Raw genomic sequence first — 15,715 nt, 5'->3', positions numbered from 1 at the left:
GCCCCTGGAGGGTTCGTCAGCGCGTCCTCCGCCGCGGCATGAACGTGAACACCGCTCCCCCCAGCAACAGCGCCGTCCCCGCCACCAGGCCCAGCGCCTTCAGCGAACCGCTGTCCTCCGCGCCCGTCGCCGCCAGGCCGCCGTCCGTGGACGAGCCGCCCGCGGAGCCTCCCGCCGAGCCGCCGGCCGAGCCGCCGCCGGATGCGCCGCTCGCCTGCTCGGACGTGTCCAGGGTCAGGGAGACCTCGGACTTGGCCGGGGTGCAGGTCGTCGTCGTGCCCAGGGCCTTGATCGTCAGCACGCCCGGCGACAGCGTCGACTCACCGCTCGCGCCCGGCTTGTACGTGCCGGTGAGGTCGGGGATCTCTATCGGCTCGCCCGACTTGATGTCCTCGGAGTTGGTCGGGCCCTCGACATGGACCGTGCCCTTGTCGGCGCCGCCGAGCGCCACCTCCGTCGACGGCTTGACCGAGTCCTTGGGGATGTCGGCCGGGCTGTCCATCACCGACTTCTTGAACCGGACCGTGAGGCCGAAGCTCCCGCCGTCCTTCTTGGCGTTGATCTGGACCGGCGAGGTCGCCTCCTTGTCGCCGATGGGCGTCTTGCACTTGTAGGGGACCTGCACCTCCTTGCCCGTGAAGTCGGTCTGGCCGCCGTCGCCGCCGCCCGTGCCCGAACCACCCGCGTCCCCGCCCGTCTCGCTCTCGCTCGGCGTGGGATCAGGGCTCGACGAGCCGGTCGGCAGCCCGGTCGGCACGCTCGTCGGCAGCGTCGGGACCACCGTCGGCAGCCCTCCGGTCGTACCGCCCGGGCCCCCGCCCCCGCCCGTCACCTTGATGGTCGCCGCCGGCTTCACCGTCTCCTTCGGCGTGCACTTGGTGTCCGTGGAGATCGGCTTGTTGACGTTGATGTTGTACGCGCCCGGCGCGAGCGTCACCTCGCCCGGCGCCGTCAGCTTCAGCTTGCCCTTCATGTCGGACAGCTTCATGTCGGTGTTCTTCGGGATCGGCGGGTTCTCCCGGGGGCCCTGCATGGCGATGTCCGCCGTCTGCGCGCCGGCCGCCTTCAGCGTTCCCGTGGGCTGGACCGTGTTCGCGTCCAGGTCGAGGATGTTCGGGTTCTGGGAGGCCGCCTGGACGAACTTCCAGACGATCTCCACCTCGTCGCCGACCTTCGCCTCGGCCGGCGCGGTGATCTCCACCTTCGTGGTGCCCTGGACCGGGGGCAGCCCGGAGATGGCGGGCGGGATGCACTCGGTCGCGTACGACACCTCGGCCGCCTGCGCGGGAGCCGCGGCCACGCCGAGCAGCACACCCGCGCCGCCGAGCATCAGGGCGGCGCCCGCCGCGGTCGCTCTGCGGGGGCGTACCGGTATGACTCTCCTTGGCTTGCTCACGGGGGTGCCTTCCTCGTGGGGGTCGTGGGACTCGTCGTGCCGTCGTCGTGCGGTGCGGAGAGCCGACCGGCCGTGCCCGTGCCCGGGTCGCTGTCCGGGGTGAACCACGGCAGGGTCGAGGAGGGGGAGGCGGCGTGCCGCGCCTCTTCCCGGGGCCTCAGCCCCGGGAGCCGAAGGGCCGGTTCGGGCAGGCGGATGCCCCGGCGGCGGACCGTCCGGCGTGGCCGTACCCGGTCCACCACCGCCATCCCGACGCGGAACACCGCCGCCGGGACGACCAGGCAGACCAGGATCCAGAACAGCGTCACACCCCAGGGCCGGCCCACGCCCCAGGGCTGTTCGGCCAGCACCTTGCCGCCGTACTTGAGGGAGACGGTGTAGTCGCCGTGCGCTCCGGCGGCGAGTTCCACGGGCAGTTCGATCCGTGCCTTCTCGCCCGGCTGGATCGTGCCGCGCCACCGCTGTTCCTCCCACTGCGGCGCGAACACGCCGTGGGAGGTGCCGACCTGGAAGAGGGGGTTGCGCACGGCGGAGGTGCCGACGTTGCCGACCGTGAACACGAGCGTGCGGGCCGGGGGTGCGCCGAACCAGGTGAGCAGGCCGCCGGAGCCGTCGAGCCGGGTGTCGGTGAGGACCGAGAGGCGGCCGCCCGCCGGATCGGCGGGCAGTGGCTCGACCGCGTGCCCGGCGACCTGGAAGATCGCGTCGGCCTCGGCCTTCGCGCCGGTCACCGTCGCCACGTGCACCACGCACGGGCACGGCACGGGCGGCTCGGCCACCGGCAGCTTCCGGCTGAAGCGGCCCTCGGCGTCCGTCGTCACGGCCCTGCCGTCCGCGTTGGCGCAGGAGTTGGTGCCCCCGGTCACCCCTTTCGACGGTACGGACCGGCCGCAGATCAGGATCATCAGCAGGGCGCGCGGCCGCCAGCCGTCGCCGGTCACGGTGATCGAACCGCCGGTCCCCGCCTGGGACTTGGACAGCTTCACGGCGGGCAGATCGTCGGCCGCCGCCGCGGTCACGGCCGCCGTCGGCGGCAACAGCAGCGTCAGCACGGCCAGCACCGCCCCGATCCTCGCCCTGGCGTTCACGTCCCCGCTCCCGTCAACTCCGGCTGCCTGCCCGCTGGTTCCGCGTCGCCGTCGTCCGCCCCACGACGCCTTGGACGTCGTACGACGAAGAGGGCCCCCATCGCCGCCAGCGCCCCGGCGACGGCCATCACCCCGCCCCACGGCACGAACCGCGCCGCCGCCTCCGCCGTGTCCCTCGCCCCGCCCGCCGCCGTCACCGTCAGCCGGACGTCGACCGCGTCGATGGCGGGCCGGTCGGGCCACGGCTCGGTGAGTTCGGTGCGGCTGCCCGGGGGCAGGTCGACGTCGAGGGGGCGCGGGGCGCGGTCGAGGAGGCGTCCGAAGACTCCGTCGACGCGGACCGCGAGCGTGGGGGCGAGGGTGGTCGTACCCCGGTTGACCAGCTCGTATGTGATTCCTTCGGCGTGCACCCGGACGTGTTCGACCGTCAGCGCGGACAGCTCGGGGCCGGTGACCCGAAGGAGCAGCGGGACGGTTTGCGCGGGGTCGTCGCCGGCACGGGCGACGATCCGGCCGGAGCGGTCGCCGGGAGCCGTGCCCAAAGGGACGGTCACCGTGAACGGGACCTCGGCGCGGGTGCGGGCCGGGATCCGCACCGACCTCTCGGCGAAGGCGATCGGCACGCCGGTGCCGGCCAGCGTGACGGTGAGCGGCTCGCCTCCCGGGTTCGTGACGGACACCGTGTCCTGCTGGACGGTGCCGGGCGCGCCCTCGGCGTAGAAGGACGGTCGCCCGCCGCCGGAGGGCGCGACGGACCAGGCCCCGGCGGCGTTCGCGGTGGGGACGAACGCCGCCGGCAACAGCAGGGACAGGCACAGGGCACGGGCGGCTGACGACATCGGCGGCTCCAGCGGGTCGGTGCGTGACGGTCAGCGGCGGGCCGCCTGCCCCCGGCGCGTCAGCCACAGCGCGCCCGCCGCGCCCGCGAGCAGGACCGTGCCGCCCAGGGTGCCGAGGGCGACGGCCGAGTCCTCGAGGCCGGTCTGCGGAAGCTCGGAGCCGGAGCCGGAGCCGCCCTGGCCGCTGCCGCCGGAGCCGCCCGAGCCGCCCGCCGCCGTCACGTCGAGGGACAGCGACGGCCCGGGGCTGTTGGTGGGCGTGCACGTGGTGGTGGTGCCGAGGGCCTTGATGGTCAGGACGCCCGCGGTGAAGGTGACCTTGCCGGTCTTCTTCGGGGTGTACGTGCCCGTCAAGTCGTTGATCTTGATCGGGGTGTTGGCGGGGATCGCCTCCTGGTTGGCCGGTCCGGTCACGTTCAGGCTGCCGCTGTCGGCCCCGCCCAGCTTGATGGTGGCACTGGGGCTCATCGCGCCCTTGCCGAGCTCGACGGGGCTGGACGAGACGCCCTTCTGCCACGACATGGTGATCTTGTAGCCGCCGCCGCTCTCGACACCCTTGATGTCGATGGGCGAGACGGCGCTCTTGTCGCCGATCGGCGTTTTACAGGCGTAGTTGACGTCGACGACCTCGGCCCGGGCCGCGGGGGCGGCCATCAGCACCGCCGATCCGGCCAGGGCCGCGGCGGTCGCGAGCGCGGCGGTTCGCTTCTGCTTCGACACGGTCCCCTCATTCCTGACGGCACATCAGATCGGCCGTCAAGGTACGCCCGGGGCCTTGAGGAGGGAAGACACGGCGCACGCCGGAGTTGTGACGATCCGGCGTGCGCCCGAAGGGATTCGAGTGGAGATCCGGGCCCTCAGGGTGACCCTGGGTAACACAGGGTCAGGCCGGGCCCAGCACCTCGGGCAGCCCCCACCGCCACAGCACCTCGGGCACGGCCACCGTCCCGTCCGCACGCTGGTGCTGCTCCAGGATCGCGGGCAGCAGCCGGCTGGTGGCGAGCCCCGAGGCATTGAGCGTGTGCACGTGGGCGGCCTTGCCGCCGACGGCCGGGCGGTACCGGATGCCGCCGCGCCGCGCCTGGTAGTCGCGGGCGTTCGAGACCGAGCTGACCTCGGCGTACCCACCCAGGCTGGGCAGCCAGACCTCCACGTCGTAGGTCTTGGCCTGCGCCGGGCTGGTGTCCCCGGCGGCCAGCTTGGTGACCCGGTGGTGCAGGCCGAGCCCGGCGACCAGCTCCTCGGCGCGGGCGAGCAGTTCGAGCTGCGCCGCGTCCGAGTCGGCGGGCCGGGCGAACTGGAACAGCTCCACCTTGTTGAACTGGTGCCCCCGCAGCGTCCCGCGGTCCGCCGTGCGGTGGCTGCCGGCCTCCCTGCGATAACAGGGCGTGTAGGCGACGTACCTCCGGGGCAGCTCCGCCTCGTCGAGCGTCTCGCCGCGGTGGAGGTTCGCCAGGGCGGTCTCGGCGGTGGGCAGCAGGAAGCGGTCGCCCACGCGGTAGACCTCGTCGGCGAACTTCGGGAACTGGCCCGCGGTGTAACCCGCCTCGTACGTCAGCAGGTGCGGCGGCAGCACGAACTCGTAGCCCGCGCGGCGATGGGTGTCCAGGAAGTGGTTGAGCAGCGCCCACTCCAGGGCGGCGCCCTGACCGCGGTAGATCCAGTGGCCGCTGCCGGCCAGGGCGGCGCCCCGCTCGTAGTCGATCAGGCCCAGGTCCTGGGCGAGCCCGACATGGTCGCGGGCCGGGAAGGCGAAGGCGGGCGGCTCCCCCGCGACCCGTACGACCTCGTTGTTCTCCTTGCCGCCGGCCACCACGTCGTCGTCCGGGAGGTTGGGCAGGGCGTCGAGGAACTCCTGGTGCCGGGCGCCGAGCCGGGCGAGCTCCTCCTCCGCCTCGGCGAGCCGGTCGGTCAGGGCCTTGGCCTCGGCCCGCAGCTCGTCCGCGGGAACGTCCGTACGGCGGCGTACGGCGATCTCGGCCGAGATCCGCCGCCGCTCGCCGCGCAGCCGCTCCACGGCCGTGCGAGCCTCGCGGAAAGCGGCGTCCAGCACGAGGAAGCCGGGGATGTCGGGGTCGACGGCGCGCTTGCGCAGGGCGCCCTGGACCTGGTCGGGACGGTTTCGGATGAGGGTGACGTCGAGCATGGTGCGCGCTCCGTCCGGTCGGCCGGAGCGGCGCGTGCCGCCCCGGGGTGATCCCTCGGGGCGTGGGCGAGAGGGTGCTCGCGGTGCCACCACGCCTTCACCGCCGTACGCCGGCCGTGCGGCCGTACGGCGATCTCGTTCGGGCCCGATGACGGGGGCCGGCCGGCGGGGCATTGCCTCCCCGCACTCGGGAGGGGATTCACACCGGGGCGCGAGGCCGCCTTCACAGCGGGTGGCGGCTCTCTCGGCTCGCGGGTCCCGGGCTACTCGTCTCCGTCAGCGCGTTGCGACGAGCGTAGAGCGTCCCTTCGAGCGGCGGAAACGATTTACGCCGGTGCGCCGAGCTCCGCCCACACCGTCTTGCCCGCGACCCCCGGTGTGCGCACGACGCCCCAGTCCAGGCACAGCCGCTGCACGATGAACATGCCGTGGCCGCCGGGGCGCCCCGCGCGGTGCGGGGTGCGGGGAGCCGGCTGGCCGTTGCCCCGGTCGGTGACCTCGACCCGGATCACCTTGTTGTCGCAGGCGATCCACATCTCGTCCGGCCCCTCGGCGTGCAGACACGCGTTGGTGACCAGCTCGGAGACGACGAGGAGCACGTCCTCGGCGGCGGCGCGCTGGTCGGCGGTGGCGGCGGGCAGCCAGCCCCAGGCGTACAGGGCCTGCCGGGCGAAGTCCCGGGCGAGCGGCACCACGCCGCTCTGGCCCTCGAAGGCCAGCCGGCGGACCTGACGGCCCGCGGACGCCCGCACGGCCTCCTCAGCGGCCGTCTCAGCGGTCGCCGCGGCCTCGGGCCCGAGGGGCGGCACAGCGCCCCCGTCGGGCGCTCCGGCCGCCGGCACGCCGCTCTCGGCGCCCCCCGTCCCTGGCACGCCCCCCTCGGACGCCCCGGAAGCGCCGCTGGGCTCAGGGCCGCGGTCGCCCGGCGAGCAAGGCCGGGTGGTGCTCATCAGCGCTTCACCTCACCGATTCACCAGTTCAACATTCACACGATTCACAAATCAGTACGCGGAGTCAGTACGCCGGTACACGTCCTTGCCTGATACGTCGGTCACAGTCCCCCACCCCCGGTGGCCGACATCACAGCCGACAGGTTCAGGATGTCTCCTGCCCGAGCGGGCCGAGGGAACACCCCTGTATTCGGGCCGAATGATGTGACGTCCGATGCGGCACCGGACGCGAGGGGTCAGCCCGAGCCGTCCGGCTCGTCGGCGAGGGCGGACTCGAGCGAGTCATGGACCGTGAAGACCGCCTCGGCCCCCGTGATCTCGAACACCCGAGCGACGACGGGCAGCATGCCCGCGAGATGCACCCCGCCACCGGCGGCCTCCGCCTTCAGTCGCGCTCCGAGCAGCACGTTCAGCCCCGTGGAGTCACAGAACTCGAGCCGCGAGCAGTCGACGACCAGCCGGCTGAAGCCCTTGCCGAGGCAGTCCTCGAGTGGTTCACGCAACAAATCGGCCGTGTGGTGATCCAGCTCACCCGCCGGGGTCACGACGGCACTGCGGCCCTCTTCCCGCACCTCGACCAGAAGTCGGCCAGACTGTGCGCTGCCGACCGTCCCGCGGTCCATGCCGTGTCTCACTCCCGACGTCGTGGCTGCTGACTGACGCTCTCGAACACTACGCCTTTACTACGGCACCTACACACCCGAACATCCACACAGAATCGGACATTTCGGACCAGAGCGCACTTGCGGTGGGCTCGGGAAAGCGGGTAGGGCTAGTAGAGACACGTAACCGACTCGGCCGGCTTGGAGGCGCCGCACACCGCAGTGCACGACAGGCTTCGGCAGCCATATGCCGAGAACGATGGAGGACATCATGTCACCCCGGCTCGACGCATCGCATACCCAGAAGGCGACGTCGGCATCCCAACCGGAACACCTGGATCCCATCGAGAGCAGCAGCGACGTGGTCCCCGAACAGGACTTCGATCAGGACGCGCTCGCCGGGCTTCCGGAGATCCCCCCGTACGACGAGGTGGGGCCGGTGGACGCGCGGGCCCTGTCCAAGACCCTCTTCGAGCGGCTGGAGTCGCTGGAGGAAGGGACCCACGAGTACTCGTACGTCCGCAACACGCTCGTCGAACTCAACCTCGCGCTGGTCAAGTTCGCCGCCTCCCGCTTCCGCTCGCGCAGCGAGCCGATGGAGGACATCATCCAGGTCGGCACCATCGGCCTGATCAAGGCGATCGACCGCTTCGAGCTCAGCCGAGGCGTCGAGTTCCCCACCTTCGCGATGCCTACCATCATCGGCGAGATCAAGCGCTTCTTCCGCGACACGTCGTGGTCGGTGCGGGTGCCGCGCCGCCTTCAGGAACTCCGGCTCGACCTGGCCAAGGCCGGCGACGAGCTGGCACAGAAGCTCGACCGCGCCCCCACGGTGGCGGAGCTGGCCGAGCGTCTGGGCCTGACCAGGGACGAGGTCGTCGAGGGCATGGCGGCGTCGAACGCCTACACCGCCTCCTCGCTGGACGCCCAGCCCGAGGAGGACGACGCCGAGGGCGCGCTGGCCGACCGGATCGGCTACGAGGACCACGGCATCGAGGGCATCGAGTACGTCGAGTCCCTCAAGCCCCTCATCGCCGAACTCCCGCCCCGGGACCGGAAGATCCTCTCCCTGAGGTTCGTCGCGGGCCTGACCCAGTCGGAGATCGGCGAGGAACTCGGCATCTCGCAGATGCATGTGTCGCGACTGCTGTCGCGCACCTTGATCAGGCTCAGAAAGGGCCTGACGGTCGAGGAATGACCGGCATCGCCGAATGACCGGCCGGGGAGCCCCGTCTCCTCCGTGCTGACCTGCACTGTGCCCGGTGCCCCGCCGAATTCGTCGGCCGGGCACCGGGCACAGTGCGTTCGGATCTTTCACCTGCCGCGCACGGGTTACCCACAGAAACCCTTTCCCCATGGCTCCCCTTCCTCCACTATGAGCCGTCATACCCGCCGGTAGGTCAGGACTCCGAGCGGGTCGCACGGCTGCGAGGAGGCAGGCGGATGGCTCGGGCCTACGACGGTGGGGCGGGCGGCGAGGACCGCGAGCGGGGGATCCACGCGGGCGCGTCCGACGCACGGCTCACCGAACTGCTGCGCGCCGACACGGCCACCGCCTACCCGGCCCTGCAGGAGCTGCGCGCCCGCCACCACGCGCACGTCCTCGCCTACGCCCGGCTGTGCACCCCGAACGACTCCATGGCACGGCAGCTGGCGGCCCAGGCCTTCACGCTGGCGGCCCGTCAGACCGCGCGCGGCATCGACCCCGGCGTCCCTTGGCGGCACCAACTGCTGCTGCTGACCGCCCGGACGGCCGGCTCCTGGGCCACGGACGAGCGGGCGGCGGGCCTCGACGCGGGCCTGCTGCTGGTCCTGAACACGGCCGGTCCCACCGGCCCGGTCCCGCCCATGCTCACGGCGTTCCAGTCGCTGCCGCCCCGCACGCAGGGCCTGATCTGGTACGGCGTCGTGGAGCGGGAACCGTCGGAACGGACCGCCGCTCTCCTTGGCGTCACCCGCGAGGACGTGGCCTACGGCACCCGCCCGGCGCTGCACCTGCTGGCCCGGTCCTGCCTGCGCGCCCGCCTGGCCGCCTCCGACGACCCCAGCTGCCCCGACTTCGGCCGGCTCATCGAGGAGTCCGTACGGCCGGACAGCCCCCGCGGCAGCGCCGACCTGCACGCCCACATGGCGCGCTGCCCGCACTGCACCGCGGCGCACGAGGAGCTGTCGGCGCTGCGGGACGCCCCGCGCTCGGTGCTGGCGGAGGGGCTGCTGCCGTGGGGCGGGACGGCGTACGCGGCGGCCGGTGCCTCGGAACGGGAGGCCGAGGGGCGTACGGCGCCGGGGAGTTGGCCACAGGGACGCCGGCCCCTGGATCGCCGCCGGCTGATGCTGGTGTCGGCGGCGCTCGGGGTGGCGTTGCTGCCGCTGATGGCGTTCCTGGTGGCGCAGGGCGGCTCGCCGGCGCAGGATCCGGTGGGTGCGGCGAGCACGCCGGCGAGCGTGCCGCCGGTGGCGGTGACCGTCACGGCCACGGTGCCGGCGACGCCGTCGGCCTCCCCGTCCCCGTCGCCCTCACCCTCCCGCAGCTCCAAGTCCCCGTCCCCCACGCGGACTCCGACCCCGACGAAGACGGCCCGCCCGAAGCCGACGCCCTCCCCCACTCACCCGCCGGCCGCCACCTACGCCCAGGTCGTCAACGTCTCCTCGGGACAGTGCCTGGACGTGGGCGGCGCCTTCTTCAACGGGACCGACGTGATCATGTCCCCCTGCGGCTCGGCCGGCACCCAGCGCTGGCGGGTCGACGCCGAGCGCGGGGTGCTGCAGTCGGCCGCCGATCCCGACTTCTGTCTGGACAGCCGGGGTTCGACGGACCGGGGCGTCGGGGTCTGGACGTGCGACTCGGTGGAGGGCCGCAACGGCCGGAACCTGATGTTCCTGGTGGACGACGACGGCCTGATCCGCCCGGCCATCGCCATCGGCACGGCCGTGACACCGGACGGAGGAGCCGGGGACGGGCTGTCGCTGGAGCCGGTGAGCGGGAGCACGGGGCAGCGCTGGCGGGCGGGCGCCGCCTGATCAGGCCACGCGCACGCCGCTCCGCCAGACCTCGCCGACCAGCGGCACGCCCGGCCGGTAGGCCAGGTGCACATGGCTGGGGGCGTCGAGCAGGAGCAGGTCCGCGCGGGCGCCCGGGGTGAGGCGGCCGATGTCGTCGCGGCGCAGGGCCGCAGCCCCGCCCGCCGTGGCCGACCAGACCGCCTCGTCCGGGGTCATCCCCATGTCCCGTACCGCCAGGGCGATGCAGAAGGGGACGGAGGAGGTGAAGGACGACCCCGGGTTGCAGTCGGTGGAGAGGGCGACGGTGGCGCCCGCGTTCAGCAGGCGGCGGGCGTCCGGCCACTCGGCGCGGGTCGAGAACTCGGCGCCGGGCAGGAGCGTGGCGACCGTGTTTCCCTGCGCCAGGGCGTCGACGTCGTCGTCCGTCAGGTGGGTGCAGTGGTCGGCGCTGGCCGCGTCCAGTTCGACGGCCAGCTGCACGCCGGGGCCGTAGGAGAGCTGGTTTGCGTGGATGCGCGGGTGCAGGCCCTTCGCCTTGCCCGCCGTCAGGATCGCGCGGGCCTGGTCGCCGTCGAAGGCGCCCTTCTCGCAGAAGACGTCGATCCAACGGGCGTACGGGGCGCAGGCGTCGAGCATCTCGCCGGTGACGAGCGCGACGTAGGCGGCCGGGTCCTCGGCGAGGTCCGGCGAGACGATGTGGGCGCCGAGATACGTGACCTCGTCGGTGTGGGCGGCGGCGATGCGCAGGGCGCGGGACTCGTCCTCGACGGTCAGGCCGTAGCCGGACTTGGTCTCGAAGGTCGTCGTGCCCTGCCGGAGGGCCTCGGTGAGGTAACGGGTGAGGTTGGCCTCCAGTTCCTCGTCGCTCGCCGCCCGCGTGGCCGCGACGGTCGTGCGGATGCCGCCCGCGCTGTACTGGCGGCCCGACATCCGGGCGTTGAACTCCTGCGTCCGGTCGCCCGCGAATACGAGGTGGGAGTGGGAGTCCACGAAGCCCGGGATCACCGCCCGGCCGCCCGCGTCGACCCGATTGTCAGTGGCGGGTGCTTTGCTTTGATCACCGGTCCACACGACGCGGTCGCCCTCGATGACGACCGCGGCGTCCTGGACCAGTCCGAGGGGGGAATTGTCACCGAGGGAGGGGTCGTTGGTGACCAGGGCGGCGATGTTGGTGATGAGCGTGCTGGCGGTGCTCGCGGAGTGGGCGGGGCTGTCGGTCGTCGCGTTGCTCATGGCGTCCTTGGTTGCCTGGTCGGCGGTGGGGTCGGGTTCGGGGGCGGAAGAGGGCCGCGCGGGCGCGCGGCCCGGGGTCATCCGCGCAGTGCTTCGACGGCGTCCGCGAGGGCCTTCGGCACATCCGGTACGAGGGTGTGGACCCCGTCCCGCACGACGTGCCGACCTGCCACGACCGTATGCGACACGTCTGCTGCCGACGCGGCGAATACGGCCGTCTCGGCCCCGAGCCGCGGAAGCGGCCCTGCCGTCCTGACCGAGTCGAGCGCGATCGTCGTGAAGTCGGCGCGCGCGCCCGGCTCCAGGGTGCCCGCGTCGTCCCAGCCGAGGGCCGCGTGGCCGTCGGCCGAGGCCGCCCGCAGCAGGGCCGCCGCCGTCCAGTGACCGCGCGTACGGGTGCGCAGGCGCTCGTTGAGCTCCATCGCACGCGCCTCTTCGAGCAGGTCGATCACGGCGTGGCTGTCGGAGCCGAGGGAGAGCGGGGAGCCCTCGTTCTGCAGGGCGACGGCCGGTCCGATGCCGTCCGCGAGGTCCCGCTCGGTGGTCGGGCACATGCAGGTGCCGGTGCCGCTGCCGCCGATGAGGGAGATGTCCTCGGCGGTGAGGTGGGTGTTGTGGACGCCGGTGGTGCGCGGTCCGAGGACGCCGTGCAGGGCGAGCAGCTGGGTCGGGGTGCAGCCGTGGACCTCCAGGCACGCCTCGTTCTCGGCGGTCTGCTCGGACAGGTGCACATGGAGCGGGGCCCGCCGCTCCTCGGCCCACCGCGCCACGGTCTCCAACTGGTCGGCCGGCACGGCCCGTACGGAGTGGACCGCCGCCCCGATCCGTGCGTGATCCCGTTCCTTGAGAAGTGAAGAGCGTTCGGCCCAGGCCTCGGCGTCCCCGTCGGAGAAGCGGAGCTGGTGGGTGCTGGGCGGCTGCCCGAAGCCGGAGGAGAGGTAGGCGGTGTCGAGGAGGGTGATGCGGATTCCGGCATCGGCGGCAGCCGCGATCAGGGCCTCGCCCATCGCGTTGGGGTCGGCGTAGGGGGTGCCGCCCGGCGCGTGGTGGACGTAGTGGAACTCGCCGGCCGAGGTGACGCCCGCCAGCGCCATCTCGGCGTACACCGCGCGGGCGAGCGCGTGGTAGGTCTCCGGGGTCAGCCGGTCGGCGACGGAGTACATGACCTCGCGCCAGGTCCAGAAGGTGCCGGAGCCGACCTGGACGGTGCCGCGCAGGGCGCGGTGGAAGGCGTGGCTGTGCGCGTTGGCCAGGCCGGGGAGGGTGAGACCCCGCAGGATCTCCGCGCCCGGCGGCGGGGTGGGGAGGTCCGTGCGGACGGCGGCGATGCGACCGTCGGACACGTCCAGGGCCACGCCCGGCTCGACGAAGGTGTCGAGCCAGGCGTGCTCCAGCCAGTAGGTCTTCGATGTCACCTGCAGGCCAGCCCTTCCAGTACGTCGGCGAGTGCGATGACTCCGGCCACGCAGTCGTCCTCGGCGGCGAACTCGGACGGGGAGTGCGAGACGCCCGTGGGGTTGCGTACGAACAGCATGGCGGTCGGAATGCTTCCGGACAGGATTCCGGCGTCGTGTCCGGCCCCGGTACCCAGGACGGGGACCGTGATGTCGGTGTCCTTGCCGAGGATGCGGCCCAGTTCGTCGCGCAGGGCGTGGTCGAACTCGACGACGGGCGTGAAGGACTCACGGACGATGTCGAGGTCGATGCCGTGGGCCGCCGCGTACTCCCGGGCGGCCTTCTCGATGCCGCCGACCACGCGGTCGAGGCTCGTCTGGTCCTCGGCCCGGGAGTCGAGCCAGCCGCGCACGAGGGAGGGGATGGCGTTGACGCCGTTCGGCTCGACGGCGATCTTGCCGAAGGTGGCGACGGCTCCGGTGAGTTCGGCCTCGCGCCGGGCGGCGAGCACGGTCTCGGCGTACGTCAGCATGGGGTCGCGCCGGTCCACGAGCCGGGTGGTGCCGGCGTGGTTGGCCTCGCCCCGGAAGTCGAACCGCCACCGGCCGTGCGGCCAGATGGCGCTGGCGATGCCGACGCGGTCGCCGGACAGGTCCAGCGCCCGGCCCTGCTCGACATGCAGCTCGACGAACGCACCGATGCGGGCCAGCCGCTCGGGGTCGGCGCCGATGGTGTCGGGGTCGTAGCCGGCGGCCTCCATGGCCCGGGGCAGGCTGACCCCGTCCCCGTCGGTCAGCTGGTGCGCGTTCTCCACGGTGAGCCGGCCGGCGGTGAGCCGCGACCCGACACAGGCGAGCCCGAACCGGGCGCCCTCCTCGTCGCCGAAGTTGACGATGGCGAGCGGCTTGGCGAAGTCCACGCCCCGGCCGCGCAGTTCGTCGAGCGCGGCGAAGGAGGACACGACCCCGAGGGGGCCGTCGAAGGCGCCCCCGTCGGGCACGGAGTCGAGATGCGACCCGGTGACGACGGCGTCCCCGGCGGCGGGGTCGCCGAGCCAGGCCCACTGGTTGCCGTTCCGGTCGGTCTCGTAGACGAGCCCGCGCGCCTCGGCCTGCTCCTTGAACCAGGCCCGGCAGTCGGAGTCGGCCCCGGTCCACGCGAAGCGGCGGTAGCCGTGGGACTCGGGGTGGCGGCCGATGGGCAGAAGGTCACGCCACATCTCGTGGAAGGAGGCGTGGCCGCCGGCCGCGGCCGGCGACGAGACCTCCCCCACCAGAGCGTTGCCGTGCCCACCCGAACGCTGTGTCACGCGTCGTCACCCTCGCGCATCGGGACGCGGACGCCGCGCTCGTCGGCGACCGACTCCGCGATGTCGTAGCCCGCGTCCACGTGCCGGATGACGCCCATCCCGGGGTCGTTCGTCAGCACCCGGCGGATCTTCTCCCCGCCCAGCTTCGTGCCGTCGGCCACGGTCACCTGGCCCGCGTGGATGGACCGGCCCATGCCGACCCCGCCGCCGTGGTGGATGGACACCCACGACGCACCGGACGCCACGTTCACCATCGCGTTCAGCAGCGGCCAGTCGGCGATCGCGTCGGAGCCGTCGAGCATGGCCTCGGTCTCGCGGTACGGAGAGGCCACGGAACCGCAGTCGAGGTGGTCGCGCCCGATGGCCAGCGGCGCGGCGAGCTCACCGGAGGCGACCATGTCGTTGAAGCGCTCGCCGGCCTTGTCCCGCTCGCCGTAGCCGAGCCAGCAGATGCGCGCGGGCAGGCCCTGGAAGTGGACCCGTTCGCCGGCCATCTTGATCCAGCGGGCGAGGGACTCGTTCTCCGGGAACAGGTCCAGGATCGCCTTGTCGGTCTTGGCGATGTCGGCCGGGTCGCCGGAGAGGGCCGCCCAGCGGAAGGGGCCCTTGCCCTCGCAGAAGAGCGGGCGGATGTAGGCCGGCACGAAGCCGGGGAAGGCGAACGCCCGGTCGTACCCGGCGAGCTGGGCCTCGCCGCGGATCGAGTTGCCGTAGTCGAAGACCTCGGCGCCGGCGTCCATGAAGCCGACCATGGCCTCGACGTGCCTGGCCATCGCCTCGCGGGCCCTGGTGGTGAAGCCCGCCGGGTCCTTGGCGGCGGCGTCGGCCATGTCCTCGAAGGCGACGCCCAGCGGCAGGTAGGCCAGCGGGTCGTGGGCCGAGGTCTGGTCGGTGACGATGTCGATGGGCGCGCCCATCGCGAGGAGCTGCGGGACCAGCTCGGCCGCGTTGCCGAGGACGCCGATGGACAGCGGGCGGCGGGCGTCGCGGGCCTCGGTGGCCAGCTGGAGGGCGTGGTCGAGCGAGTCGGCCTTCACGTCCAGGTAGCGGTGCTCAATGCGGCGCTCGATGGCGCGCGGGTCGCAGTCGACGCAGATCGCGACGCCGTCGTTCATGGTCACGGCGAGCGGCTGGGCGCCGCCCATGCCGCCGAGGCCGGCAGTGAGGGTGATCGTGCCCGCGAGGGTGCCGCCGAACTTCTTGGCGGCGACCGCGGCGAAGGTCTCGTAGGTGCCCTGGAGGATGCCCTGGGTGCCGATGTAGATCCAGGAGCCGGCGGTCATCTGGCCGTACATGGTGAGGCCGAGGGCCTCCAGGCGGCGGAACTCCTCCCAGTTGGCCCAGTCGCCGACGAGGTTGGAGTTGGCGATGAGGACGCGCGGGGCCCACTCGTGGGTCTGCATGACGCCGACGGGGCGGCCGGACTGGACGAGCATCGTCTCGTCCTGCTTCAGGCCCTTGAGCGTGCGCACCATCGCGTCGAAGGAGCGCCAGTCGCGGGCGGCCTTGCCGGTGCCGCCGTAGACGACGAGCTTGTCGGGGTGCTCGGCGACCTCGGGGTCGAGGTTGTTCTGGAGCATCCGCAGGGCGGCTTCCTGCTGCCATCCCAGGGCACTCAGTTCCGTACCGCGCGGCGCTCGGACACCACCAGGGGGCGGCCCGAAGGGCCTCGTTTGAGGGTGGTGGAGGGAGACGGGCGGGCGGGGTCCTGACATGGTCTGCCTCCCAGCGGACTGTGACTGCGAACTGTTGAG

At 72.8% G+C, this 15,715-nt stretch carries 13 protein-coding genes; 2 read left to right on the top strand and 11 right to left on the bottom strand.

Annotated elements, in window-relative coordinates:
* Positions 1–16 precede the first annotated feature (16 nt).
* From ACIRD7_RS26355 to ACIRD7_RS26325, 7 genes are all read right to left on the bottom strand, one after another.
* Positions 17–1,330, bottom strand: a complete 1,314-nt coding sequence (locus ACIRD7_RS26355; protein WP_403457518.1) for a hypothetical protein — start codon at positions 1,328–1,330, stop codon at positions 17–19.
* Positions 1,331–1,392: 62 nt separating this feature from the next.
* On the bottom strand, positions 1,393–2,484 hold the full coding sequence (locus ACIRD7_RS26350; RefSeq protein WP_403457432.1) for a hypothetical protein: 1,092 nt from the start codon (positions 2,482–2,484) through the stop codon (positions 1,393–1,395).
* Positions 2,481–3,323, bottom strand: coding sequence for a hypothetical protein (locus tag ACIRD7_RS26345; protein ID WP_403457430.1), 843 nt, complete (start codon positions 3,321–3,323; stop codon positions 2,481–2,483). Before ACIRD7_RS26345 ends, ACIRD7_RS26350 begins: the two co-directional genes overlap by 4 nt.
* Before the next feature lie 30 nt (positions 3,324–3,353).
* Entirely contained in the window at positions 3,354–4,043 is a 690-nt protein-coding gene (locus ACIRD7_RS26340) for an LPXTG cell wall anchor domain-containing protein (RefSeq protein ID WP_403457429.1), read from the bottom strand.
* Positions 4,044–4,206: 163 nt separating this feature from the next.
* Complete coding sequence (gene serS / locus ACIRD7_RS26335) at positions 4,207–5,469, bottom strand: serine--tRNA ligase (protein ID WP_403457428.1); 1,263 nt, start codon at positions 5,467–5,469, stop codon at positions 4,207–4,209.
* Positions 5,470–5,795: 326 nt separating this feature from the next.
* Positions 5,796–6,419: an ATP-binding protein gene (locus tag ACIRD7_RS26330; protein WP_403457425.1), complete on the bottom strand. Its 624-nt coding sequence runs from the start codon at positions 6,417–6,419 to the stop codon at positions 5,796–5,798.
* Between the two features lie 236 nt (positions 6,420–6,655).
* Positions 6,656–7,042, bottom strand: coding sequence for an STAS domain-containing protein (locus ACIRD7_RS26325; protein WP_403457423.1), 387 nt, complete (start codon positions 7,040–7,042; stop codon positions 6,656–6,658).
* 238 nt (positions 7,043–7,280) lie between these two features.
* On the opposite strand from ACIRD7_RS26325, the gene ACIRD7_RS26320 reads away from it, so the two are divergent.
* Positions 7,281–8,219 carry an RNA polymerase sigma factor SigF gene (locus ACIRD7_RS26320; protein WP_403457421.1) on the top strand — a complete coding sequence of 313 codons (939 nt, stop codon included), beginning with the start codon at positions 7,281–7,283 and terminating at the stop codon, positions 8,217–8,219.
* Between the two features lie 245 nt (positions 8,220–8,464).
* The gene (locus ACIRD7_RS26315; protein ID WP_403457419.1) at positions 8,465–10,042 is read left to right on the top strand and encodes a ricin-type beta-trefoil lectin domain protein; all 1,578 of its coding nucleotides are present in this window, start codon (positions 8,465–8,467) and stop codon (positions 10,040–10,042) included.
* Here ACIRD7_RS26315 and hutI read toward each other — a convergent pair whose 3' ends face one another.
* From hutI to hutU, 4 genes are read right to left on the bottom strand one after another with little or no spacing between them, the layout of a single operon-like run.
* Positions 10,043–11,338 (bottom strand): imidazolonepropionase, encoded by a 1,296-nt coding sequence (gene hutI / locus ACIRD7_RS26310; RefSeq protein WP_403457418.1) that lies wholly within the window; start codon positions 11,336–11,338, stop codon positions 10,043–10,045.
* Positions 11,335–12,672, bottom strand: coding sequence for a formimidoylglutamate deiminase (locus ACIRD7_RS26305; RefSeq protein ID WP_403457416.1), 1,338 nt, complete (start codon positions 12,670–12,672; stop codon positions 11,335–11,337). The genes hutI and ACIRD7_RS26305 overlap by 4 nt, the downstream gene beginning before the upstream one ends.
* Positions 12,669–13,961 (bottom strand): allantoate amidohydrolase, encoded by a 1,293-nt coding sequence (locus tag ACIRD7_RS26300; protein WP_403457413.1) that lies wholly within the window; start codon positions 13,959–13,961, stop codon positions 12,669–12,671. Before ACIRD7_RS26300 ends, ACIRD7_RS26305 begins: the two co-directional genes overlap by 4 nt.
* A complete protein-coding gene (gene hutU, locus ACIRD7_RS26295) occupies positions 13,958–15,676 on the bottom strand; it encodes a urocanate hydratase (RefSeq protein WP_403457412.1) in 1,719 nt (572 codons plus the stop codon). Before hutU ends, ACIRD7_RS26300 begins: the two co-directional genes overlap by 4 nt.
* Between the last annotated feature and the right edge of the window lie 39 nt (positions 15,677–15,715).

Origin of the sequence: Streptomyces sp. NPDC093568, assembly GCF_044764945.1 — a bacterium.
GTDB lineage: Bacteria > Actinomycetota > Actinomycetes > Streptomycetales > Streptomycetaceae > Streptomyces.
This window is presented reverse-complemented; position numbering and strand designations above follow the sequence as displayed.